Origin of the sequence: Streptomyces sp. NPDC079020 (assembly GCF_044542225.1) — a bacterium.
GTDB lineage: Bacteria > Actinomycetota > Actinomycetes > Streptomycetales > Streptomycetaceae > Streptomyces.
The window spans coordinates 261,932-285,055 of sequence record NZ_JBITUB010000009.1; the positions used below are offsets into that span (position 1 = coordinate 261,932).

At 69.3% G+C, this 23,124-nt stretch carries 20 protein-coding genes; 5 read left to right on the forward strand and 15 right to left on the reverse strand.

The window, feature by feature from the left end:
* Positions 1-63 precede the first annotated feature (63 nt).
* The 7 genes from ACIGJO_RS20975 to ACIGJO_RS21005 form a co-directional block, all read right to left on the reverse strand.
* On the reverse strand, positions 64-915 hold the full coding sequence (locus tag ACIGJO_RS20975) for a sugar phosphate isomerase/epimerase family protein (RefSeq protein WP_399960126.1): 852 nt from the start codon (positions 913-915) through the stop codon (positions 64-66).
* A 253-nt stretch (positions 916-1,168) separates the two neighbouring features.
* The gene (locus tag ACIGJO_RS20980; RefSeq protein ID WP_399960128.1) at positions 1,169-2,596 is read right to left on the reverse strand and encodes a chondroitinase-B domain-containing protein; all 1,428 of its coding nucleotides are present in this window, start codon (positions 2,594-2,596) and stop codon (positions 1,169-1,171) included.
* A gap of 156 nt (positions 2,597-2,752) precedes the next feature.
* Positions 2,753-4,186 carry a polysaccharide lyase 6 family protein gene (locus ACIGJO_RS20985; RefSeq protein WP_399960130.1) on the reverse strand — a complete coding sequence of 478 codons (1,434 nt, stop codon included), beginning with the start codon at positions 4,184-4,186 and terminating at the stop codon, positions 2,753-2,755.
* Between the two features lie 45 nt (positions 4,187-4,231).
* Positions 4,232-5,587 (reverse strand): alpha-L-fucosidase, encoded by a 1,356-nt coding sequence (locus ACIGJO_RS20990; protein ID WP_399960132.1) that lies wholly within the window; start codon positions 5,585-5,587, stop codon positions 4,232-4,234.
* A gap of 153 nt (positions 5,588-5,740) precedes the next feature.
* Positions 5,741-6,607, reverse strand: coding sequence for a carbohydrate ABC transporter permease (locus ACIGJO_RS20995; RefSeq protein WP_399960134.1), 867 nt, complete (start codon positions 6,605-6,607; stop codon positions 5,741-5,743).
* Positions 6,604-7,578, reverse strand: coding sequence for a carbohydrate ABC transporter permease (locus ACIGJO_RS21000; protein WP_399960136.1), 975 nt, complete (start codon positions 7,576-7,578; stop codon positions 6,604-6,606). The genes ACIGJO_RS20995 and ACIGJO_RS21000 overlap by 4 nt, the downstream gene beginning before the upstream one ends.
* Positions 7,575-8,903 (reverse strand): extracellular solute-binding protein, encoded by a 1,329-nt coding sequence (locus ACIGJO_RS21005; protein WP_399960138.1) that lies wholly within the window; start codon positions 8,901-8,903, stop codon positions 7,575-7,577. Before ACIGJO_RS21005 ends, ACIGJO_RS21000 begins: the two co-directional genes overlap by 4 nt.
* 489 nt (positions 8,904-9,392) lie before the next feature.
* Between ACIGJO_RS21005 and ACIGJO_RS21010 the strand changes: the two genes are divergently transcribed.
* Positions 9,393-10,403 (forward strand): hydroxyacid dehydrogenase, encoded by a 1,011-nt coding sequence (locus ACIGJO_RS21010; RefSeq protein WP_399960140.1) that lies wholly within the window; start codon positions 9,393-9,395, stop codon positions 10,401-10,403.
* A 145-nt stretch (positions 10,404-10,548) separates the two neighbouring features.
* Here ACIGJO_RS21010 and ACIGJO_RS21015 read toward each other — a convergent pair whose 3' ends face one another.
* Genes ACIGJO_RS21015 through ACIGJO_RS21030 form a run of 4 tightly spaced genes read right to left on the reverse strand, consistent with a single transcriptional unit; the run spans position 10,549 to position 13,499 of the window.
* A complete protein-coding gene (locus ACIGJO_RS21015; RefSeq protein WP_399960142.1) occupies positions 10,549-11,352 on the reverse strand; it encodes an SDR family NAD(P)-dependent oxidoreductase in 804 nt (267 codons plus the stop codon).
* Positions 11,353-11,407: 55 nt separating this feature from the next.
* Entirely contained in the window at positions 11,408-12,190 is a 783-nt protein-coding gene (locus tag ACIGJO_RS21020) for an SDR family NAD(P)-dependent oxidoreductase (RefSeq protein WP_399960144.1), read from the reverse strand.
* Entirely contained in the window at positions 12,147-12,911 is a 765-nt protein-coding gene (locus ACIGJO_RS21025) for a GntR family transcriptional regulator (RefSeq protein ID WP_399960147.1), read from the reverse strand. The genes ACIGJO_RS21020 and ACIGJO_RS21025 overlap by 44 nt, the downstream gene beginning before the upstream one ends.
* 33 nt (positions 12,912-12,944) lie before the next feature.
* Positions 12,945-13,499, reverse strand: coding sequence for a VOC family protein (locus tag ACIGJO_RS21030; protein ID WP_399960149.1), 555 nt, complete (start codon positions 13,497-13,499; stop codon positions 12,945-12,947).
* A 138-nt stretch (positions 13,500-13,637) separates the two neighbouring features.
* Here ACIGJO_RS21030 and ACIGJO_RS21035 point away from each other — a divergent pair, with 138 nt between their 5' ends.
* The 3 genes from ACIGJO_RS21035 to ACIGJO_RS21045 all read left to right on the forward strand — a co-directional run bounded on the left by ACIGJO_RS21035 (position 13,638) and on the right by ACIGJO_RS21045 (position 18,728).
* The gene (locus ACIGJO_RS21035; protein WP_399960151.1) at positions 13,638-15,842 is read left to right on the forward strand and encodes a thiamine pyrophosphate-dependent enzyme; all 2,205 of its coding nucleotides are present in this window, start codon (positions 13,638-13,640) and stop codon (positions 15,840-15,842) included.
* A gap of 37 nt (positions 15,843-15,879) precedes the next feature.
* Positions 15,880-17,286, forward strand: a complete 1,407-nt coding sequence (locus ACIGJO_RS21040) for a 2-oxo acid dehydrogenase subunit E2 (protein WP_399960153.1) — start codon at positions 15,880-15,882, stop codon at positions 17,284-17,286.
* Positions 17,287-17,396: 110 nt separating this feature from the next.
* On the forward strand, positions 17,397-18,728 hold the full coding sequence (locus ACIGJO_RS21045; protein ID WP_399960155.1) for an MFS transporter: 1,332 nt from the start codon (positions 17,397-17,399) through the stop codon (positions 18,726-18,728).
* 155 nt (positions 18,729-18,883) lie between these two features.
* Here ACIGJO_RS21045 and ACIGJO_RS21050 read toward each other — a convergent pair whose 3' ends face one another.
* Entirely contained in the window at positions 18,884-19,822 is a 939-nt protein-coding gene (locus ACIGJO_RS21050) for a MerR family transcriptional regulator (protein WP_399960157.1), read from the reverse strand.
* Between the two features lie 55 nt (positions 19,823-19,877).
* The gene (locus tag ACIGJO_RS21055; protein WP_399960159.1) at positions 19,878-20,351 is read right to left on the reverse strand and encodes a hypothetical protein; all 474 of its coding nucleotides are present in this window, start codon (positions 20,349-20,351) and stop codon (positions 19,878-19,880) included.
* A 317-nt stretch (positions 20,352-20,668) separates the two neighbouring features.
* Between ACIGJO_RS21055 and ACIGJO_RS21060 the strand changes: the two genes are divergently transcribed.
* Positions 20,669-21,433: an ATP-grasp domain-containing protein gene (locus ACIGJO_RS21060; RefSeq protein WP_399960161.1), complete on the forward strand. Its 765-nt coding sequence runs from the start codon at positions 20,669-20,671 to the stop codon at positions 21,431-21,433.
* A 555-nt stretch (positions 21,434-21,988) separates the two neighbouring features.
* On the opposite strand, the gene ACIGJO_RS21065 is transcribed toward ACIGJO_RS21060, so the two are convergent.
* Positions 21,989-22,528 (reverse strand): 2OG-Fe(II) oxygenase, encoded by a 540-nt coding sequence (locus tag ACIGJO_RS21065; RefSeq protein ID WP_399960163.1) that lies wholly within the window; start codon positions 22,526-22,528, stop codon positions 21,989-21,991.
* Positions 22,516-23,022, reverse strand: a complete 507-nt coding sequence (locus ACIGJO_RS21070) for a hypothetical protein (RefSeq protein ID WP_399960165.1) — start codon at positions 23,020-23,022, stop codon at positions 22,516-22,518. Before ACIGJO_RS21070 ends, ACIGJO_RS21065 begins: the two co-directional genes overlap by 13 nt.
* Between the last annotated feature and the right edge of the window lie 102 nt (positions 23,023-23,124).

Sequence of the window (23,124 nt, forward strand, 5' to 3'; positions counted from 1 at the left end):
AGGAAGCCGCGAACGTTCCGGCCGTCGCACGGCGAGGGTGACGGACCGCGCCGGACAGGTCCTTCACGGACGCTCTTCCTCAGGCCTCCCAGGAGGAGTCCCTGTCCTTCCTGGTGTCCCGGGTCTCCCGGGAGTCCTCGTCCTCCCTGGCGTCCCGGGTGTGAGCGCCGCGGCGCGCCGCAGTGTCGTGGCCTCGCGCGTCAGCACGTCCGGATCGTCTCCGGGCACGAACTCCAGGAGTGCCTCCACCGGGGTGCTCCGCCGCTCCAGCAGGTCGAAGACCCCGGACCACAGGTCCTCCCGGTCCGCCAACGGCAGTCTGTGGTTGGCCGGCCACCACGAGAACACATGCACCGCGCTCACGCGGTCGCCGAGTTCCATGAGCCCTGCCAGCGCCTCCCCGTCGGGGACGTCGAGCGGTGGCTGCCAGTAGGTGCGGAGATTGTCCGCACCCACCTCGTCCAGGAGTCGAAGGGTGGAGACAACAGTGTCGGTGAGAGTCCTCGTATGGAACTCCAGCGCCAGTTCCAGGCCGTGGTCCGCGGCGATCCGGGCGGCCTCGCGCAGGCAGGCCACGGTCTCGCTCCGCTCCCGCGGCGCAGCGGCCCGCGAGCCGGCACCGCCCGCCCAGACCCGCACCCGCGGCGCCCCGAGGAGCACCGCGGCACGGGCGATCGCCGGGAACGCGTCGAGTTCGCCCGGGGTGGCGCGGAAGTACGAACCGTACGAACAGCAGTCGAGCCCGTACGAGTCGGAAGCGTCGCGGACCGCGCGGACCGCATCGGTGTCATCCGGGGGCGCGTGCACGTCGGCTCCCCACTCGACCACCTCCAGGCCGGCCTCCGCCGCGCGGCGTGCCACCTCGGTGGCGGGCAGTTGCCGGAAGGTGACCGAGCACAGCCCCGTCCTGGTCACGGCGTCACCCGGCCCGGCCCGTGGACGGCCCGCGATGCGGTGCGCGGCACCACGTCTCTTCTCCTCACGGTCACGGCATTCCTTTCCTGCGGTCGCCCTGCGGCGGCTCCGCTGTGCACATTCTCGGGGCCGCGGGTCCTGCTGCCTCCGCCCCGCGTGGGCGGTCGGCGGAGGAGGCGGTCCGTCCCGGGCGGACGGACGGACCGCCTCACCGGCGCCCTCTCACCGGCTCGTTGCCACGGGTGAGCGAAGCTCAGGCCGCGTTCGGACCCACGTCGGCGGTCGTGAGGGGGTGACGGAGCGCGGGTGCTGTCGAGTACTCGTCGGCACCGACGTCACGTGCGCTGCCGCGTGCGTCGCCGTCGATGTCGTCGGTCACGGTGGGAGCGGCCAGCGTGGCCGCGCCGATCGCCGGACTGCCCGCCGACAGCCGGGCGATGCCGTCCGGGCCGGTCACCAGTTTCGGGTCGACGCGGGTGTAACCGCCGGAAGGCGCGTTGCCGTTGGACGCGGTGCCCCACAGGATGTTGCTCTGCCAGGTGAAGGCGGTGGTCGTTCCCATCGCGACGAGGCTGCCGGAGGAACCGACGAGGAGGTTGTCGGCGATGACGGCGTTCCGCGGCTCGTACGCCCGCGTCTCGCCGGACAGGGTGCTGGAGTTGTTGAACAGCGTGTTGTGCACGATCACCGCGCGGTCGCAGGCGTCGTTGCCCCGCCTCTCCTCCGTCGTCTCGCCCGAGTTGTGGTCACGGGTGGTGCCGCTGCCGATCACCAGGGCCCGGCCCGACAGCCCGCCCAGGTAGTTGTTGACGATGAGGTGGTCGTTGCCGTACAGGCGCAGTCCGTCCGTGCCGCCGAGCAGGAAATTGCCCTCCACCCTGGAACGGTTGCCGTGCCGCAGCACGATTCCGCCGAGGCTGTCGCGGATGGTGTTGTACCGGATGATGTTGTCGGAGGACTTCACCGAGATGGTCTCGGGGTCGCCGTCGCACCGCTCGAACAGGTTGTACTCCACGACCGCGTTGGCGCCGGACAGCGCCCGCCCGCTGACGCCGAGCCGGATCGGCTCGCCGCCGTTGGCGCCGCCGAAGCTGTGGTCGGAGAAGTGGTTCCTGAAGATGTGCAGCCGCTGGGCCATGGCGGTCGAGCCGGGGCCGTCGACCACGATGAAGATGCCCGCGGTGGTCTTGTCGTGGAAGTGGTTGCGGTCGATCTTCGCGTCGTCCGCCCGCACGACGACCCAGTACAGCCCTTCGATGTCGGCGAAGCCGAAGTCGTTGCGGGTCAGGCGGATCCGCGAGCAGTTCGCCGGGAGTTCGAGCGAGGTGCTCTGGCGGAAGGCGAAGCCGCTGACGGTGATGTTGCTGGAGTTGTTGAAGACGAAGCTGCGCTCGCCCTGGAGCACCACGCCGCCACGGGTCTCCGAGACGATGGTGATCGGTGCGTCCGTGGTGCCGTTCTTGCCCGAAACACTGATGGAGCCGCCGGACGGGACGGTGTAGGTGCCGTCCGCCAGGACGATCCGGTCACCCGGTGCGGCGGCGTTGATCGCGCTCTGGAGGGCGGCCAGAGATGTGACCGGCGCCGCGGCCTCCGCCGCGCCGGCCGAGGGCAGTTGACCGAGCGGCACGGCGGCCAGTGCTGCCACCGCGGTGCCTCTGAGGAACGTGCGTCGTTGCATGATGCCTCCTGCTGGGACAAGAAGGTGCCGGGTAGGTCGAGAAGGTGCCGGGCCGCGCCGTACGGCCCCCGCGGCCGGACGTGCTGTGGACCAGCTGTGGCGGGCGGTGGGACGGCCGGTCGCGAAGCGGACCGGCCGTCCCACCCGGGCAGGTGCTCAGCGGGAGCGGGGGCCCACATCGGCCGGGGACAGCGGCCGGTGCCTGGGGGGCCTGCGAGAGTATTCGTGCGCACCCACGTCCCGGGCCCGCCCGCGCGGATTTCCGTCGATGTCGTGGGTGACGGGCGGCCGCCTGAGCGTCCCCGCGTCGATCACCGGGCTGTCCGCGGCCGGTCTGGAGATGCCGTCGTGTCCGGTCACCGTCCTCGGATCGATGCGGGTGTATCCGGCGGCCGGGATGTTGCCGTCAGCGGCGGCACCCCACACGATGTTGCCCGACCAGGTGAACCGTACGGTGTTCGCCATAGAAACCAGTTCCCCGGAGTCGGCGACGAACAGATTGTCGGCGACGGTCACGTCCTGCGGCGCGTGGGGACGGTGGCTCTCGCCGGAGAGTGTGCCCGCGTTGTTCACCAGGGTGTTGTAGGCGATCAGGACCCGGTCGGGCGCGTCATTGCCGCGTCGCGCGTCGGCCGGCTCGCCGGGCAGGTGGTCGCGGGCGGACCCGCTGCCGATCACCAGGGCCCGCCCGGAGAGGCCGGCGAGGTAGTTGTTGACGATCACATGGTCGTCGCCGTAGACCCGGAGGCCGTCCGTGCCGCCGATGAGGTGGTTGCCCTCCACCCTGGTGCGGTTGCCGTGCCGCAGCACGATCCCACCGAGGCTGTCGCGGACCGTGTTGTGCCGGATGGTGTTGTCCGAGCTCTTGACGGAGATCGCCTCGGGGTCGCCGTCGGCGCGCTCGAACAGGTTGTACTCCACCACCGCGTGAGCACTGGAGAGCGCTCTGGGGCTGACACCGAGCCGGATCGGCTCACCGCCGTTGGACCCGGCGAAGCTGTGGTCGGAGAAGTAGTTCCTGAACACATGGACGCGCTGGGCCATTTTCTCCGTACCCGCGCCCTCGATACCGAGGTAGATGCCGAGCGTGGACTTGCCGTGGAAGTGGTTGTGGTCGACCTTGCTGTCGTCCGCGCGCACCATCACCCAGTGCACGCCCTCGATGTCGGCGAGCTGGAAGTCGTTGCGGGTCAGCCTGATGTGCGAGCAGCTCTCCGGGATCTCCAGGGTGCCGCTCTGGCGGAACGAGAAGCCGCTGAGGGTGATGTGGCTGGAGGTGTCGAAGACGAAGCTGTGTGCGCCGTGGAGGACGACGCCGCCGAGGGACTGGGCCGCGATGGTGACGGGGGCGCGCCCGGTCCCCCGCTTGTTCCGGATAATGAGGGGACTGTCCGGAGCAATGGTGTAGCTGCCGTCGGCGACGACGATCCGCTCACCCGGCCGTGCCCGGTCGATCGCGGCCTGGAGCTCGGCCGGCGAGCCGACCACCGTCGACGCCGCGACGGCGCTGCCGGTCAGGAGACTGCCGGTGGGGGCGGCGACGAGAGCGGCCCCGGCCGCTGTGCCCATGAGGAACGTGCGGCGTTGCATGATGCCTCCGAGAGTGTGGTGGTGGACAAAGGGGAGCCGGCCTTCTCAGCCGCCGGTCCGGTCGGCCGGAGCGTCCAGGAACAGCTCGATGACGGGCACGGGGGTGTCGGGGCGCTGTACGGGGATCTGAAGGGTGAGCGTCCCTTCGGGCTGCCCGCCCATCTCGGTGTTGAGCGCGGGCCGGTCCGGGGCGATCTGGATCCGGGTGATCTCGGAGGCGTCGTTGAGCAGTTGGGCGTACCGGACCCGGCCGGCGAGTCCCGGAAGATGCAGATGGCGCAGCGGCCAGGCGAACAGGTGGACATAGAGCCGGTTGCCCCGCTGGGTGTACCGGCACTCGGAGGGGGCCGGGTAGGGGGACGGACCGCAGCCGCGGATCGACCGCTCGTGCAGGTCCATCCAGCGGCCGATCTCCCCGAGGACGGCGACGGCACGCGGTTCGAGGTCGCCGCGCCCGGTCGGGCCGACGTTGAGCAGCAGGTTGCCGCCCTTGGACACCCCGTCGACGAGCATGCGGATCAGCAGGTCGGCGCTCTTGTGGTCGAGGTTGTCACGGTCGTAGCCCCAGCTTCCGTTGAGCGTCTGGCAGGCCTCCCACAGCACGGGCTGCCCGTCCTTGGTCATGGGACCGGAGGGCTGGTACTGCTCGGGCGTGACGAAGTCGCCGGGAAGGCCGGTCCGGTCGTTGACGAGGATGTGCGGCTGGAGTTCGCGGACGGTCTCCAGGAGCTTGGGGGAATCCCAGTCGTCCGGGCCCTTGCCGCCCCACCAGGTGCGGCCCGCGTACGAGAAGTCGAAGAACAGGTAGTCGACGCGTCCGAACGACGTCAGCAGTTCCCGGACCTGGCCGTGCAGATAGCGCTGGTACTCGCGGATGTCCCGGTCGGCGTTCGCCGCCTTGAACTCCTCGTCGTCGCGCTGCGGGTGGGTGCCGTCCACGGGGAAGGAGGGGTGGTGCCAGTCGATCAGGGAGTAGTAGAGGCCGACCTTGAGCCCCTCGGCGCGGCAGGCCTCGACGAACGGCCCGACGAGGTCGCGGCCGTGCGGGGTGTTGGTGACCTTGTAGTCGGTGAGGGCGCTGTCCCACAGGCAGAAGCCGTCGTGGTGCTTGGCGGTCAGGACGACGTAGCGCATCCCCGCCGCCTTCGCCGCCCTGGCCCACTGGGCGGGGTCGTAGCGGTCGGGGTCGAAGTGGTCGAAGTAGACCTGGTACTGCTCGTCGGTCAGCTTCTCCTGGTTCTTGACCCACTCGTGCCGGGCGGCGAGGGAGTACAGGCCCCAGTGGATGAACATGCCGAACCGGTCCGCGGTGAACCAGGCGGTGTCCGGTGCCGGTGCGGGCGCCTGGACGGCGGCGGGCGCGTGCGGGGCCGCCGATGGGGTGTCAGCGCTCGGGGTCATGGGGCATCGCTCCTTGTCATCGGCGTCCGGTCCCGCTGTCCGGGGCGCGGTCGGCGCTCCGGGCGGCGGGACCGGACAGGCTGGTTGTGCGTGCGGGGGCCGGGCCGTGGTGGGCGCGGGAGGTGTTCGGAAGCTGCCGGACCGACTGCCGGGTCAGCCCTTCAGGGCGCCGGAGGTCAGACCGTGCACGAAGGAGCGCTGGAAGAACAGGAACACGACCACCGAGGGCAGCAGCGCCAGCAGGGAGGCGGCCATCACCACTCCGGGGGTGACGGCGGGGTCGATCCGCAGGGTGCGCAGCGCCAGCGGCAGCGTGTACGAGGAGGAGTCGGTGGAGACGAGGAGGGGCAGCAGGTACTGGTCCCAGATCATGGTGAACCCGAAGACTCCGATGACCCCGAGCGCCGGCTTGCACATCGGCATGATGATCTGGGCGAAGATGCGCAGATCCCCCGCGCCGTCGATCCGGGCGGCCTCTTCGAGTTCCCTCGGTACGTCCTTCATGAACTCGGTCATCACCAGGATGGAGAATCCCCAGGCGCCCAGGGGAACGATCATTCCGGCCAGGGTGCCGATGAGGTTGAAGTGCACCACCGGCAGGTCGGCGAGGATCAGGGAGAGCGGCAGCGCCAGGATCTCCTCGGGCAGCATCAGGGTCGCCAGGATGGCGACGAGCGCCAGCGTCATCCCGGGGAAGACCTTCCTGGCCAGCGCGTAGCCGGCCAGGACGGAGACCGCCACCTGGAGCAGCAGTCCGAAGCCGACGACGAAGAACGAGTTCAGCAGATAGCCGAGCACGCCCTGGTCGAAGGCGATCCTGAAGTTCTCCAGGGTGGTGCCGGAGGGGATGACGCTCAGCTGGGTCGGGTCCTTGACCTGGCTGAAGGCACTGACCAGCAGAGCCAGCAGGGGCCCGGCGAAGACGATCAGGACCAGCAGGTAGGTGACGGCCTTCAGGATCCGCCCGCCCGGACTCCTGCTCTCGGCCAGGCCCAGCGCGGTCTCGGTCGGCGCGTTCACTTGCTCTCCCTCCGTCGCAGCAGTTGCACGACGATTGTCAGGATCAGCGTCGCGAGGAACAGCAGAACGGCTCCCGCCGCGCCGACACCGAGTCGGTTCTGCTCCAGCCCGAGCTTGTAGATCAGGGTCATCACGACTTCGGTGGAGCCGTCGGGCCCGCCGTTGGTGAGCAGGAACACCTCGGTGAACACGCGCAGTCCGCGGATCGCGGCGAGGATGAACAGGATCGAGAACACCGACCGCAGTCCGGGCACGGTCACATGCCACACCCGCTGTGCTCTGGAGGCGCCGTCGACCTTGGCGGCCTCGTACAGACCGCGGTCCACGCTCGTCAGCCCGGCGAGGAAGATCATCATGTCGTAGGGGGCGCCCCGCCAGATACCGGTGACCATGATGGAGGCCATCGATGTGTCGGGGTCGTTGATGAATCCCGAGGGGCCCAATCCCACCAGGCCGAGGATGCCGTTGAGCATGCCGTCCTCGGTCGGGTGGTACATGATCCGCCACAGTTCGGCGACGACGGCGATCGGTACCACGACCGGCAGGAACGCCGCGGAGCGGATGAATCCCAGCCGGCGGCCCTGCCCTTCCATCAGCAGCGCGAGCGCGAGGCCGAGCGCCATCGAGCCGGCCGTCTGACCGGCGGCGAGGACGACGGTGTGCCACGCGGCCTCGCGGAAGCCTTCGGACTGGAGCACCGTGGAGTAGTTCTCGGTGCCGACCCAGCTGCTGCCGAGATAGGGCTGGACGTCCTGGAAGGACATGGTCAGCGCGTTGGCCATGGGGATGAACTTGAAGTACAGGAAGAGGAGCAGTGCCGGGGCCAGGAACAGCCACGGTGTCCACCACCGGCCCGCCCGGCGGTTGCTCCGGCGGCGGCCGGCGGCGCCCCCTCCGGCCTGCCCGCCCGTTTTCGGGGCGGCGGGGCCGGCCGCCGCCGGGGCGGCCGGATCCGCCTGGTCAAGACTCATGACGCGGCGATTCCCTGCTCCTTGAGGATGTCGGCGAGCTGCTTGTCGAGTTCGCCCAGCTTGGCCTCGGTGTCCAGATCGCAGTCGGCCATCAGCGCGTTGACGGTCTCCGCCGTCGTCTGCCGCACCGGGGTCCAGTTGGGGATGGACGGCGCGTACCGGCCGGAGTCCCGGTAGGCATCCGCATAGGTGTTCCAGCGGGCGTCGGGGCGGACCTCGGAGATGTCCACGGTCTTGTTGACAGGCAGTTGCACGGTGAAGCCGGTGTCGCCCTGCATCCCGATCTTCTGTCCCTCGGCGGAGACGGCGAAGTCGGCGAAGGAGTCCTGGCCCGCCCGGTTCTCGGAGCCGGCCATCAGATAGACCGAGGCACCCTCGGCGAGCACGGTCGCGTCCTTGGGCCCCTTGGGCATCGGTACGACCTCGTACTTGTCCTTGCCGAGTGTCCCGTCGAAGCGGGGCAGCAGATAGGGGCCGACGACGAACATGCCGGTCCGGCCCGCCTCGAACGTCTCATTCGTCGGCGGGGTCTCCATGGTCACGGCACCGGGCTGGATGACCTTGTTCTCGCAGCCGAGATCACGGAACCACTGCATGGCCTCCAGCGATGCCTTCGTGGTCATCGCGGGCTTGTACGTGCCGTTGCCCGACTCGGTGATGAAGTCACCGCCCGCCGCCCAGAGGAAGTTGGAAAAGTACCAGGAGGCGTATCCCCGCTTGGTGGAGAGAGGAGCCGCGAGGCCGAAGGTGTTCTTCTTGCCGTCACCGTCCGGGTCCTTGGTGGTGAAGGCGGAGGCCATCGCCGAGAAGTCGTCCCAGCTCTGCGGAACCTCCAGCTTGAGTTTCTCGCGCCAGTCCTTGCGGATCAGCAGCGCGGACGCCTGCGCCGAGTACGGCAGACCGAACTGCTTGCCGTCGACGCTCTTACCGGAGTCCAGCCCCTGGCCGATGAGCTGATCGGCGCTCTTGATCCGGTCCAGGTCGATCTCCCGGAGCAGGCCCTGGCTGTGCATGGCTCCGAGCTGTGTCACATCGTTCATGACGATGTCGGGAAGGTTCTTCTGCGCGGCCCGCTGCTGCAGCTTGGTCTCGAAGTCGTCGAAGATCGCGGTGACCTTCACCTTGAAGCCCGTGGCCTTCTCGAAGGCGGCGGCGAGCTTCAGCGTGCCCTTCTCCCCCGGTCCGCCCGGCGTCGTCCTGGTCCACAGTTCGAGCGGTGCCTTGGAGTTCTGCTTGGCGTCCACTCCCGCAGGCCCTGATGTACAGCTGGTGAGGACCAGCGCCGAGGCAAGGAACCCGGCACCGATCCAGTGCGATCTCTGCATGACAACTCCTGTTTCGCCGCATCACAGCTGGCCTGGAAAGCGCTTGCTGGGGACGCTAATGGGGTCCGAATCCGTGGTCAATAGTCCGATGAATACAAAAATTTTGCGACGGCTCGCCGGAGCCCCGGCAGGCAGCCCCCCTCCACAGCCCCTTGTCACCCAGAGCCTCCACAAGAGGAATGCCGACCCCCAGATACCGCTTGACGGAACGGAGGACCAGCCACTCAGAGGCACCGATCGCTGCGCTTCGCAACATCGCGCATGGCTCCGACGGCAGCCGGGGCAGCACCGACAAGGTAACTCAGCCTCACCTGGGGGCTTTTCCAGTCATCCGATGTATCGTGCTGCACGTCGCGCCGATCAAGGCGCCGAACAAGCCACGCCAATCCGCGACATCCGGTCAGACAATTCCCCACATGCCCCACCAGACACGGGCAGTACGGGTCCCCTGACGGATCGCCAGTCGAGGTGCTGAGGAGCGCAACCCGCATGAACGAGCCGGCAGCCCGACCGACCGCACTGTTGGTCATGGAGGAAGAACGCAGGGCGGACGTCTATCCCCGCGAGGTTCTGGCCGGAGTCGACCGGATCGTGGAGCTGCAGGCGCCGGCCCTCACCCGGCAGCAGCTCGCCGAGGACCCCGAGGCGCTGCGCGGGGTCGACATCCTGCTCACGGGCTGGGGGGCGCCCGTCCTGGACGCCGAACTCCTGTCCCGGGCACCCCGGCTGCGGGCCGTCCTCGTCGCGGCGGGATCCGTGCGGCACCTGACCACGCCCGCGTTCTGGTCACGCGGGATCCCGATCGTCTCCGCCGCAGCGGCCAACGCCGTCCCGGTGGCGGAGTTCACGCTGGCCCAGGTGCTCCTCGGGCTGAAGCAGGTGCACCGCATCACCCGTGAGGTGGCGAACAGCCGTCGCTTCCCGCACAACCCCCAGGTCCCGGGCGCCTACCGGTCATGCGTGGGCCTGCTGGGGCTCGGGCACATCGGCCGGCTCGTCGCCTCCCACCTCGGCCGGTTCGACATCGAGGTCCTCGCGGCCGACCCCGTCGCCTCCCCGGACACCGCGCTGCGGGCGGGGGTCCGGCTCGTCGGTGTGGAGGAACTCTTCGCCACCTGCCATGTCGTCAGTCTCCACGCACCACTGCTGCCCGAGACCCGGGGCATGATCGGGACGCGGCTGCTGAACTCGCTGGGGCCGGGCGCGACGCTGATCAACACCGCGCGCGGCGCGCTCATCGACGAGCACGCGGCGACGGAGGTCCTGCGTGCGAGGCCCGACCTGACCGCCGTACTCGATGTCACCCACCCGGAGCCCCCGGCCGAGGACTCGCCGCTGTTCACCCTGCCCAACGTGGTCCTGACACCCCACCTCGGCGGTGCGCTGGGCGCCGAACGCCACCGTCTCGGCGAACTCGTGCTCGACGAGCTCCGCCGCTTCACCGGGGGCCTGCCGCTCCAGTACGCCATCGACCCGGCCCACGCCGCGTCGCTGGCCTGACCCCTGCGGAATCCGTGCGGCGGTGCTCCGCCGCCACGGCCCAGGCGGAGCAGTCGGCCCACGCGGAGCGGGCGGCCCAGGCAGAGCGGGCGGCGCGCGGGCCGGCCGGCTGACCGGGCAGCCCGCGCCAGTCAGTCCGCGCCGGTCAGCCCGGCGTCACCGCGTAGCCGTCCGCCGTCCAGCCCCCGTCGCTGACCATCACCTGGCCCGTGATGTTCGAGGACACCGCTGAGGACAGGAACAGGGCGAGGTGCGCGATGTCCTGCGGGCTGCCGAGCCGGCCGCGCGGGGTGCGGCGGCGCAGCGCCTCCGTGTCCAGCCGCCCGGCGGCCGACAGCCCGGCCAGCAGGTCGGTCTCGACATATCCGGGCGCGAGCGCATTGACCCGGATGCCGTGCGGGGCCCATTCGACGGCGAGCACCTTGGTGAGAGCGGCGACGGCGGCCTTGGTCGCGCAGTACGCGGCGCGCTCGGGCCCGGCGGTCACCCCGTACATCGACGAGGTGGTGAGGATGACGCCTCCGTCACCCTCACGCATGACGCGTGCGGCGGCGCGCGCGCAGACGAAGACGCCGGTGAGGTTGACGTCCAGCGCGGTGTTCCAGCGGTCGAGCCCGAGGCCGAGGGAGGGGGCGTTGGCCGACACCCCGGCGTTGGCGACCATGACGGACAGTTCCCCCGTTCGGGCCGTGAAGCCGGTGAGCGCCTCGGTCACGGCGTCCTCGTCGCTCACCGGAGCCGTGGCCGTCCTGATCACCCGGTCCCGCCGGCGCGCCGCCAGTACGGGCAGTACCCGGTCCAGTTCGGCGCCGTCGATGTCGAGCAGCAGCACATGGCAGCCGGCTCGCACGAAGGCCTCTGCCATGGCCAGCCCCAGGCCGCGCGCGGCACCTGTGACGCACACGGACCCGCCCTCCAGGTCGGGGTAGACCGCTGCTTCCATCGTCATGTTCTCTTCCGCTCCCGCTCTCTCCACCGCTTGCTCACCGCCGCTCCCGGTGCGGTCAGATCATGTGCATGCCGCCGTTGACATGGATGACCTCGCCCTGCACGAAGCTCGCAGCGGGCGAGCAGAGGAAGGTGACGACGGAGGCCACTTCCTCCGGCCTGCCCAGACGGCCGAGGGGGGTGGCGGAGAGCGCGGTGTCACCGCGGGAGGCCACGTAGTCGCGGGTCATGGGGGTCTCGATGATTCCGGGCGAGACCATGTTGATCCGGGCCCTGGACCCGAGCTCCCAGGCGAGGCTGCGGGAGAAGGCGAGCAGCGCGCCCTTGGTCGCCGCGTAGTGCGCGTGCCGGACACTGCCCCGGTGACCGGCCATGGATGTCAGATTGACGATGCTGCCGCCCTCGTTGAGGTGGGGCAGAACGGCGCGCGTGAGGTAGAAGACACCGTTGAGGTTGACCGAGATCACCGTGTTCCACTGTTCGTCGGTCATGTCGGCGACGGCCTGTTCCGGGTAGATCCCGGCGGCGGGTACGAGGAAGTCGACCGAGCCGAAGGTCTCGACCGCGGCGGCGGCGAACGCGTTGTTGCTCTCCGGCGAGGCCGCGTCCAGGCTGCGGGTGATCACGGTCCCGCCGGTGGGGTCGAGCGTCGCGGCGAACTCCTCCAGGGCGGCGGCGTTCAGATCGCCGAGCACCAGACGGGCACCGGCGGCATGGAACTGCCGGGCCACCTCGCGGGCGATGCCGCCGCCCGCTCCCGACAGGAGAAGGGTCCGGCCCTCGAAGGGCCGGGCGTCAGTCCGCGGAGCCTGCTGCGTCTGCTGTGTCGTCGGTGTCATGGTCATCCTCGTTGAACAGTTCGGGGTGTTGGGTCAGCTCCAGCCGGGTGCGGCGGATGTGACCGGTGAGAAAGCGTTCGGCGTCGACGGTGTCGGCTCGCTTGATCGCCTCGATGATCAGGCGGTGTTCGGCGTGGATCAGCTCCCAGCCGCTGTCGCCCGCGAGCCGGGCGAAGGCGCGCCGGTAGTGCTGTGTGGTGTTCCAGAACCGGTCGACCATGGCGTTGATCTGGTCGACCCGGCATCCGGCGTAGGTGAGCAGGTGAAGACGGCGGTCGAGGTCCAGGAAGCGGTCCACGTCGGTGGTGAGCTCGATCTGCCGCGCGATCGTCTCCAGTTCGGCGATCTGTCCGGCGGTCAGGTTCGGGACGCTCTCGATCAGGGCGAGCGGTTCCAGCCGTTCGCGGATCTTGTAGACGCCCTCGCACTCCGCCATGTCCATCCTGGAGACCCAGGCGCCGCTGTTGGACTTCACGACGGTCAGGCCCTCGGCCGCCAGTATCCGCAGGGCCTCGCGCACCGGGAGCCGGCTCGCGCCGAGCTGCGCGGCGACCTGCTCCTGCATGATCCGTGCGCCGGGGCGCAGTTCACCGCTCAGGATGGCGGCCCGCAGATGGTCCGCGACGCGCTGGCTGGCGACGGCGGCACTGGGCCCCGGGGTGCTGGACGCGGATGTGCCGGATCCGGGGGCATCGGATCCGACGGGCGGCTTGCGTGACATGGCTCTCCCTGGTGCGGTGTCGCGGCGGCGTGTTCAGACGGAAGGCTGCCACAGCGGCACCGGCGCCCCGTCCTCGTACCGCTTGCCACCCGGGGAGGAGACCAGTTCCAGCTGCATCCCCCAGGGAGCGAGGAAGTAGACCCACCGCTGTCCCTCGCTGGGGCCAGAGCTGGCCGTGGGCCCGCCCAGGATCCGTACGCCGTGCCGCCGCAGATGCGCGACGGCGGCGTCGAGGTCGGCGACGTAGAAGGCGAGGTGGTGGCCGCCGACGTCGCTGTTGCGCGGCGGGCGGGTCTCCTGCCCGGGGGCCTCGTACTCGAAGATCTCGAAGTTCGGGCCGCCGGCGCAGCGGAAGAAGCGCAGCTCGCGCATGACGGCGCGTGGGTGGACACCGAGGTGGTCGCTCATCCAGGTGCCGTCGGAGCGGAACGGCCCGAGCGAGTAGACGTGCTCGCAGCCGATCACCTCGACGAAGAACCGGGTGGCCTCCTCCAGGTCGGGAACCGTGAAGCCGATGTGCTCGACACCGGCCAGCCCGGGAAGTCCCCGCTCCCGGTCACCTTTGGAATGGATCCATTCATCCGCCATGGCTCCCACAGTGCGCCACCTCAGGCGCCACCGTCAATGGATATTCCCGAAATCTGAACGTAACGTTCCAGTAACGAGGTATTGGCTATGGATCCATTGACTGCGACAGTGCTCACCGAATCACACAGGAGAGTGCTCATGCCCACACACCGGAAACTGGCCCCCGCCTCACCGTGGACCGAGGTGCGCGCGACCAAGAAGGACTGGCACGGCGCGGATCCGCGGCTGCTGACCTCGATGTTCACCCAGACCCTGCTGATCCGGACGTTCGAGGAGTACGTCCTCGACCTCGCGGGCCAGGGGCTGGTCCACGGCCCGGCCCACTCCAGCATCGGCCAGGAGGGCGGCGCCGTCGGCTCCGTGCTCCCGCTGACCGGTGCCGACTTCGTCGGCGGCTCGCACCGCGGACACCACCAGTTCCTGGCCAAGGCGCTGGGGTATGTCGCGCCCGGCGGCATCGACCTGCGCCGGCCCGTCGACGACGGGGTGCGCACCGTCCTGTCGCGCAGCCTGGCCGAGATCTGCGGCCTGGCCAAGGGGTTCTGCCGGGGCCGGGGCGGATCCATGCATCTGCAGTGGCGCGAGGCCGGGGCCATGGGTACCAACGCGATCGTCGGCGGCGGCGTACCGCAGGCGGCCGGGTTCGCCTGGTCGGCGCGGCAGGCCGGCACCGATGCCGTCTCGGTCAGCTACTTCGGCGACGGCGCGGTCAACATCGGCTCCGTACTGGAGACGATGAACCTCGCCGCGGCCTGGAAGCTGCCGGTCTGCTTCTTCATCGAGAACAACAAGTACGCCGTCTCCACCCACGTGGACGAGGCGACGGCCGAACCCCGGCTCTCGGCGCGCGGCCTGGGCTTCAACATCCCCAGCTGGCGCGTGGACGGCATGGATCCGCTCTCCGTGTACCTCGCCATGAGCGAAGCCGTGGACCACATGCGCGCCGGCCATGGTCCGACCATCGTCGAGGCCGAGGTCTACCGCTACTTCCACCAGAACGGCCCGTTCCCCGGCAGCGCCTTCGGCTACCGCACCAAGGACGAGGAGAAGGAGTGGCGGGCCCGCGACCCGCTGGCCCTCGTCTCCCGGCGGCTCGTCGAGAGCGGCATCCTGAGCGCCGGCGAGATCGAGGAGTGCACCGCCCTCGCCAAGTCCGTCATGGCCGCCATCGGCGACGAACTGCTGGAACCCGACCCCGAGGGCAAGCCGGGCACCCGCCGTATCAGGCCCGCCGAATGGCCCGACCCGTCCTTCCGCGATGTCGGCGTGCGGGGCGACCTCAGCGAGTTCGACGGCGTGCGCTTCGCCGACACCTCCCCCGGCGCCGGGCCGGACGCCTTCCAGGGGCGGCTGGAGCAGCGGAAGTTCATCGACGTGGTGGCCGAGGTGATGAGCCGCCGCATGGCGCGGGACTCATCGGTCGTCGTCATGGGCGAGGACGTGCACCGCCTCAAGGGCGGTACCAACGGTGCGACCAAGGGGCTGGCCGAAGCCCACGCCGACCGGGTCCTGGGCACGCCCATCAGTGAGAACGCCTTCGCCGGGCTGGCCGGTGGCATCGCGCTCGACGGCCGGTTCAAGCCGGTGGTGGAGTTCATGTACGCCGACTTCATGTGGGTCGCGGCCGACCAGATCTTCAACCAGATCGGCAAGGCGCGGCACATGTTCGGAGGCGACGGTCAGGGATCCGGCGTCCCGCTCGTCCTGCGCAGCAAGGTCGCCATGGGCACCGGCTACGGCTCCCAGCACTCGATGGACCCGGCGGGAATCCTCGCCACGGCCCCCGGCTGGCGCATCGTCGCCCCGTCGACGCCCTTCGACTACGTGGGCCTGATGAACAGCGCGCTGACCTGCAAGGACCCGGTTGTCGTCCTGGAACACACCGACCTGTACAACGCGGTCGGCCCGGGGCCGGTCGACGACTTCGACTACTGCCTGCCCGTGGGCAGGGCCGCCGTGCGCCGCACCGGATCGCGGATCACCGTCGTCTCCTACCTCGCGATGACCGGCTACGTCCTGGACGCCGTCGAGCAGCTGGGGCTGGATGCCGAGGTCATCGATCTGCGCTGGCTGGACCGCGCCAGTCTCGACTGGGACACCCTCGGCGAGAGCATCCGCAAGACCAACAACGTGCTCATCGCCGAGCAGGGCCCCGTCGGCACCTCCTACGGCGGCTGGCTGGCCGACGAGATCCAGCGCCGCTACTTCGACTGGCTCGACCAGCCGGTCCAGCGCGTCCAGGCCGGTGAGTCCTCGCCGAGCATCAGCAAGGTGCTGGAGCGGGCGGCCATCGCACGGACCGAAGAGGTCGTGGCCGCGCTCCAGCGGGTCACCGGGAACTGACCCTCCCCGTACGGCAGAACACCCAGGAGGGTTGATCATGGCAGAACTGTTCCGAATGCCCGCTGTGGCCGCCGACGCGGCAACGGCGGTGCTGTCCGCCTGGCAGGTGGCGGAGGGCGCCTCGTTCACGAAGGACGACGCGCTGGTCTCCATCGAGACGGACAAGGCAGAGGTCGATGTCGCCGCCGAACGTGACGGCGTGCTGCTCAAGACGCTCCACGAGGCCGGTACGGAGGTCGAGGTCGGGGACCCGATAGCCGTACTCGGCGCCGCCGGGGAGCAGCCCGCTGACCTCGGCGCGCTGCTGGCGGAGCTGGGCGTCAGCGTTACGGGGCCCGGCGAGGCCCGGCAGGCGGTACGCAGGGACGTGCCGGAGAACGCGGCCACAGAACGCCAGGTGCCCCCGGCGCCCCAGGTGCCCCAGTCATCCCCCGAGCCCCAGGTGTCCCCGGTGGCGTCCGCGGTCCCCTCCGCCTTGCCGTCGGGCGGCGGGCCGGATCGCGGCGGGCGCGTCTTCAGCAGTCCGCTGGCCCGCAGACTGGCCCGGGAGGCCGGCCTGGACATCGCGCTGCTCACCGGCACGGGTCCCGGCGGCCGCGTCGTCCGGCGGGATGTCGAGGCCGCGGTCGCCGCTCGTCAGGCACCAGCGGCGGTGGAGCCCCCGGCCCCCCGGCCGGACGCACCCGCGCCGCAGCCTCCCGCCGCACCCGACAGCACCGATGCCTCCGGTGGCACCGATGCCTCTGGCGGCTCCGGTGGCTCCGGTGACCACGAGGACATCCCCCACAGCCGCATGCGCCGGGCCATCGCCAGGCGTCTGACCGAGAGCAAGCAGCACACCCCGCACTTCTACCTGCGGGCGACCTGCGCCGTGGACGAGCTGCTGGCCCTGCGGCAGCGGCTCAACGCCGTCAGCCCCGTCAAGGTCTCGGTCAACGATCTGCTGATCAAGGCCGTCGCCACGGCGCACGTCCAGGTGCCCGAGATGAACGCGATCTGGCGGCCCGAGGCCGTCCGCAGGTTCGGCACCGTCGATGTCTCGGTCGCCATCGCCACCGGCAAGGGCCTCGTGACCCCGGTGCTCCGCGGCATCGAGAACCTGTCGGTGTCGGCGATCGCCACGCGGACCCGCGCCTACGCGGAGCAGGCGCGCTCCGGGTCGCTCCGTCCCGCCGATCTCGAAGGCGGCTCGATCACCGTCTCGAACCTCGGCATGTACGGGGTAGAGCAGTTCGCCGCCATCATCAACCCGCCGCAGGCCGCGATCCTGGCCATCGGTGCCGCACGCGACGAGGCGGTGGTCCGCGACGGTGCGGTCACCGCGGCCAAGGTCCTCGGCGTGGTCCTGTCCGTGGACCACCGCCCGGTGGACGGAGCGGTGGCCGCACGCTGGCTCGCGGTATTCACCGAGGCCGTGGAGAACCCGGTCCGGCTCGTCGTCTGAACCCACTCCGGCCGGGCGGCCCGCGGCGTCACCGCCGTCCGCCGCCCGGCCCCGACCCCTCGGCCGCAGCCCGCGTCCGACGGCTGCCAGAGCACTCCATGAGGACACCGATGTCTTTGATCCGCGGTTCCCGCACCCCGCGTGCGGTCACACCACCCGCAACCCCGCGCGATGCGCTCGGCGAGCTGGACCACCGCAATATGCGGCGGCTGATGCCGCTGCTGCTGGCGGCCTACATCATGTCGTTCCTGGACCGGACCAACATCGGTCTGGCCAAGGAACGCCTGGAGGTCGACCTCGGCATCTCCGCCGCGGCCTACGGGCTTGGCGCGGGGCTGTTCTTCCTCACCTACGCGCTCTCGGAGATCCCCAGCAACCTGATCATGTACCGGGTCGGGGCCCGCTGGTGGATCACCCGGATCATGCTGACCTGGGGCATCATCTCCGCCTGTATGGCCTTCGTGCAGGGCGAGAAGTCCTTCTACGCCATGCGGCTGCTGCTCGGCGCGGCCGAGGCCGGGCTGCTCCCCGGCATCCTGCTCTACTTCACGTACTGGTTCCGCTCCGAGACCCGCGGCAAGGCCATCGGACTGCTCCTCCTCGGCGCCTCCATCGCCAGCGTCATCGGCAACCCGCTGGGCGGGCTGCTGATGGAGATGGACGGGATGGGCGGCTGGCACGGATGGCAGTGGATGTTCGTCATCGAGGGGATCCCCTGCGTGTTCCTGGCGTTCGTCATCTTCCGGCTGCTGCCCGACGGTCCGTCCCAGGCATCGTGGCTGAGCGCCGAGGAGGCCCGGATGGTGCAGGACGCGGTCACCCGGGAGCAGGCCGAGGGCGCCGCAGCGGCCGGCAACACCTCCGGCTCCCTGCTGACGGTCCTGCGCGACCGGCAGATGCTGCTGGCCATCTTCGCCAACTGGACGCACCAGGTCGCCCTGTACTCCGTCGTCTACTTCCTGCCCGGCATCATCGGCACCTGGGGCGATCTCTCACCGTTCACCATCGGCCTGCTGACCGGACTTCCCTGGATCACCGCGGCCGTGGGCGCCGTACTGGTCCCGTCCCGTGCGACCACGCCCCGGCACTCCCGCAACTTCGTGGTGACCGGTCTGCTGATGATGTTCACCGGTCTGATCGTCGCCGCGGTCGCCGGTCCCGTGATCGCCCTGCTCGGCTTCTGCTTCACCGGCCTGGCGTTCTTCGTCGTCCAGCCCCTGCTGTTCAACTTCCCCGCCACCCGGCTCGCCGGCAAGACCCTCGCGGGCGGACTGGCACTGCTCAACACCATCGGCATCACCGGCGGATTCGTCGGCCCTTACATCATGGGGTACGCCGAGGACGCCACCGGCAACCGCCTGTCCGGCCTGTGGGTGTCCGTCGCCCTGCTGGCCCTCGGCGCACTGGCGGCCACCCGGCTGCGTTTCTCCCCCAAGTCCTGAGCGCCGCTCCGGCGTACGGGCCAAGGACCACGCACCACGCACCACGCACCACGGCGATCCTGAGGTGCGGCACCGTCGCGAGGGTGTCCAATTCGGTTACCACCTACCGAAATAGGACACCCTCGTGCCATGTCCACAGGCCTCCACCTCGGTGACTAGGCGGCGCGGTCATTCCGCAGGGCCTGGATGAGCCAGGGATACACCGGGATCAGGTGCGGCACCACTTCCCAGCCGTTGATGATCCAGACCAGCCGCCAGTACCGGTCCGCCCCGGGATCGTGCGCTTCCTCGAACTGCTGGGCCATCCAGTTCCGGAACTCCGTGTCGGGCGTGCGCGCGAACACCTCGGCGAAGCGGTGCACAAGGCCGTCGACGACGGACGCGCCGCTCTCGCCGAGCGGGTCGATGCCCGATTCCATGGTCTCGGCCACCGTCCGGCGGGTGAACGCCATCAGTTCCTCGCCGGCCTTCCTCTCGATGTCGAGCGTGCGCCCACCGGCCCGGAACGCGGCCGTCCGGCGCAGCCGGGCCCGGAAGTCCTCGTCGCCGACGAGTTCGGCGAGTTCCACCCAGGCGGCGACCTGGTCGCTGGAGGGATCGTCGGGGAGTTCGGGAAGGGCGGCGCGCATCATGGCCGCCGGGGCCGGGTCGGCGTCCGCGGTGGGGAAGGTGGCGTCGATGAACGTGTCGATCAGGTGTCGGCGTTCTTCGCCCGACAGTTGTGCGAGCCGGTGCATGAGCTGGGTCTCCTCGGGATCGGCCCCGCGCCCGGCCACGACTCGCAGTACGGTCCGGCGCAGTTGCAGTACCCGGATCTGGGTGTCCAGGGCGTCGGCCCGCGCCGCGGCGACTTCCGCCACCGACAGCTCGCGGTCCAGCACCCGCCGGACCGTGGCCAGGTCCACGCCCAGCTCCCGGAGTGTGCGCAGGAGTTCCAGGCGGTGCAGTGCGTCGAGGTCGTAGAGCCGGTAGCCGGCGGGGCTTCGGGTGGTCGGCGCCACCACCCCCGAATCGGAGTAGAACCGGATGGTCCGCACCGACAGGCCGGTCCGTCGGGAAAGCTCCCCGATCGAGCAGAGGGTCGTGATGTCCATGTCCCCCACCCTGCTGTCTCCAGTCACTGGAGACTCAAGGCTAAGGGCTGTCCCGTCAGCTCAAGTGATGCTGTGTCCAATCGGAGACGCCGCTCAGCCGGGCGGCGGCTTTGGCGGGGTCACCGGTTCGGGTGGGCTGACACACCTCGAAGTCGTGGCCGGTCAGGCCGCTCTCGTCTTCGACGATGTGAGCGATGCGATAGGCCAGCTCCATCACTTCCGACGCCGCCGGACCCGAGTGGCGGTAGGCGACCTCGATGTGGGCCGTGTCGCCGCAGTAGTCGAGCTGTACGCGTCCTGGCGGACCCACGGTCTCAAGGGTGAGGCTGTACAGGTATTCCTCGGACTCCACACGGCCGATGTCCCGCGGAGCTCTTCTCAGGATCCGGTCCCACTCGGTCCGTTGCGCGTCGGTGAGCCGGAGCAGCGGCAGGTCGGCATCGGGATCGAAGCCGGCGTTGAGGCGGTCAAGCGTTTCCTGAAGCGTCAGGCCCGGTCGTACCCGCACGAGCATGATGTCGTAGGTCACCGGATGAATCTATGCAACCTTCCGCCACTCGGCGACAGCATTGATCCTGCCTCCGGAGCAGACCCGCTCATGGTGATCCAAAACGAAACGGCCTGGTAAGGCTTCGATACGTCGGGGGCATCGCCCGGCGGCAGGCACCTGCCCGGGATGAGGCAGGGGATGCGGAACGGCTCCGGGGTGAGTCGGCGGAGTTCATGAGCGATGTGCCAGGTTCGTTGCCGCGGCGGGAACAGCGGCGGTGGGCGATCGTTGTCCGCGGAGGCTGATGCTGAACAGGCGGCGAAGTCGCCGCTGTTCGTGGGCCATAATCCGTTTGCGTGACTCTCCTTCTGCCACCCCGCCTTACCGCCTCCGCCCAGGCTCTGCGAGACGCCGCTCGCCATTGCGGACTGCCGACCGTGCAACTGCCCACGTTCGCCGTACCGGCCGAATTGCGCGCCGATCATCTGCATGCCGGGCCCAGCTTCGCGGACGTCGTGGCACCCGCTCTGAACATCTCCCTGCTGCAGGCACCTGAGGACTGGCTGGCTCGTCTGCCCCGGATGTTCACCGGGCGCGAGATCGCCTTGGCGCCGATCCGCGAGGCCTACAGCCTGTGCCGGCCCGCTTTCATCAAGTCTCCCAACGACAAGGGGATACCGGCACTGATCTACAGCGACGGGTCACGGCTGCCCGGCCCGGACGCGGTGGATCCGCAGACACCGGTGCTGATCAGCGACGTGGTGGAGTTCGCCGCTGAGTACCGGCTGTATCTGCTCAATGGAGAGGTTCACACCGGCAGTCAGTACGCGCTGCGGGGGAGGCTGAGCCTCGGGCCACTGAACAAGGAAGCGGCCGCCTTCGGAGCGGAGTTGCTCGCCGAGTGCGGCGACACGTTGCCCTCCGCCATCGTCGTGGATGTGGGAACGGTGAACGGGACCTGGTCGGTGATCGAAGCCAACGCCGCCTGGGCGAGCGGCATGTACAGAGCCGACCCGCAGCGGGCCTTGGATGTCGTCCTCCAAGCCGCTGGGCCGGCCGACGCCGTCACGCCACGCGATCAGCGGTTCCTCCGCGTGCCCGGCCTCCTCGCCGAGGAATGAGATCGCGCGTCGGCCGGCACACTCCAGCGGGCGGCGACGTCCAGCGGAGTACTGAGCCCATTTGCACGTTCAGTTCTCCTTGTCTGTGCCCTTCCAGATGTAGGCCGGCCTCACGACCGAGGCCGGCCTCACGACCGCGCACTCCGCAAGCACCGGGTCCTGCCCGTCATCTCCCGCAAGAGAGCCCCGACATCAGCCGCTCACCTTCGCGGTGCCGGACGACGCCCTCGCACTGATCCCCGGCGTTCACCGGCGCGGCACCCGGACCCCGGACCGCGCCGACACCGCCGGGGACAAGTCGCCGTCCACGGTCCACGGTCGGGCAAGGCTGTCCCGCAGTCGCTGATGGCGCGACGACGGCCACGGCATTTCGCGGCGTGGCCGGAACGCCCGCATACATCCAGTATTGCGGGCGTCCCTCCGCCTTGCGATGCACCGCATCCGACGCCGCGCGCTGATCCGCCAGGGATTACGGGACAGCCTTGACCCACACCTTCACGAACGGCCGACTCGTCACGCCGGTATCGCCCATCAGCGCACATCAGCAAGATCGCGCTACGAGCTCTTACGGGGTGGCCGCGGGGGAATTGTCACCAAGGTATACCGAGGTCCATCCTGGACCGGATCAACCCAATGCCATGCTGCCGCGTCGTGCAGGACCAAGGTGCCGGCCTGGTCATCGATGAAGTTCATCCGCCCATCGCTGCTCTGGGCGACGAGCCCGTCCTTTGTGGAAGTGGTGAGCATGTACAGGCCCTGCTGAACCTTGTCCCGATGCGGCAGGACGTAGTCACCTCGATCGTAACGGTTGATCTGAACGTAGAATCGACTGAGATCGGAGTCGGCGTCAGCGATCCCCCGGATGACCGCTTCCAGCAGATCGGCCGGCATGTGGTTGGCCTGCAATACGTGGTAGCGATCATCGTCCTCGTACTCCGAGTCCCGGTACGGGTCGAACGGATCACGATCCGGCGTCCGCGCCGCCACCGCAGCACTCGACGGGTAGTCCTCGAAGAGATCTCGATGCAACTCCGCAATGCTGACGATCTCAGAACTGTTGCGCACCAGGTTGCGAACGAGTTTCAGCTCTTCCATCGCTGCTCTCCTCCGATGGCTAGGGTGTACCGCATCTCTCCTCGCACCGGACTGGTCCAGCACCAAGAATCCTGCGCGAGGTAAAGCCCACTGCCGGCACGGTCGAAGTGCCGAGAAAACTTTTCTCCCGACCCGTAGGTGATCGCGTCGACCTCCGAGTCCTGAAGTGCACACAGGACCGTCCAGCTGTCGGGACCGGAATTACTTGGCAGCTCCTCGTGAAACTTGTGCGGTGGCGAACAGGAGCCTCGGCCATACCTACGGACCACGATCCGGGTGGGCGGCCCAGGAAGCAGTGCTTCATCAAGAGCGGACATTATTCGATTCCGAATGTCGCCAGATATTTCGGTGAAATCGAGGGTATCGAACCCGCCATCTGCCACGCCCGAAAGAATATCGCCCCCACCGCCCCCCTTCAGCTCCACCCCGCCACCATTGCCGTCAAGGAGCGAAAGAATCTTCGCATCATTTTCTTTGAATGCTTGAATAATCATTCGGGCGACCTTCCTGGATTCGGTGATTCCATGGGCGGGGAAACTCCGGTTCCCGCAACACGGACCTGCCTTCACTGAGAGACACCGCAACCGGTCACCCCA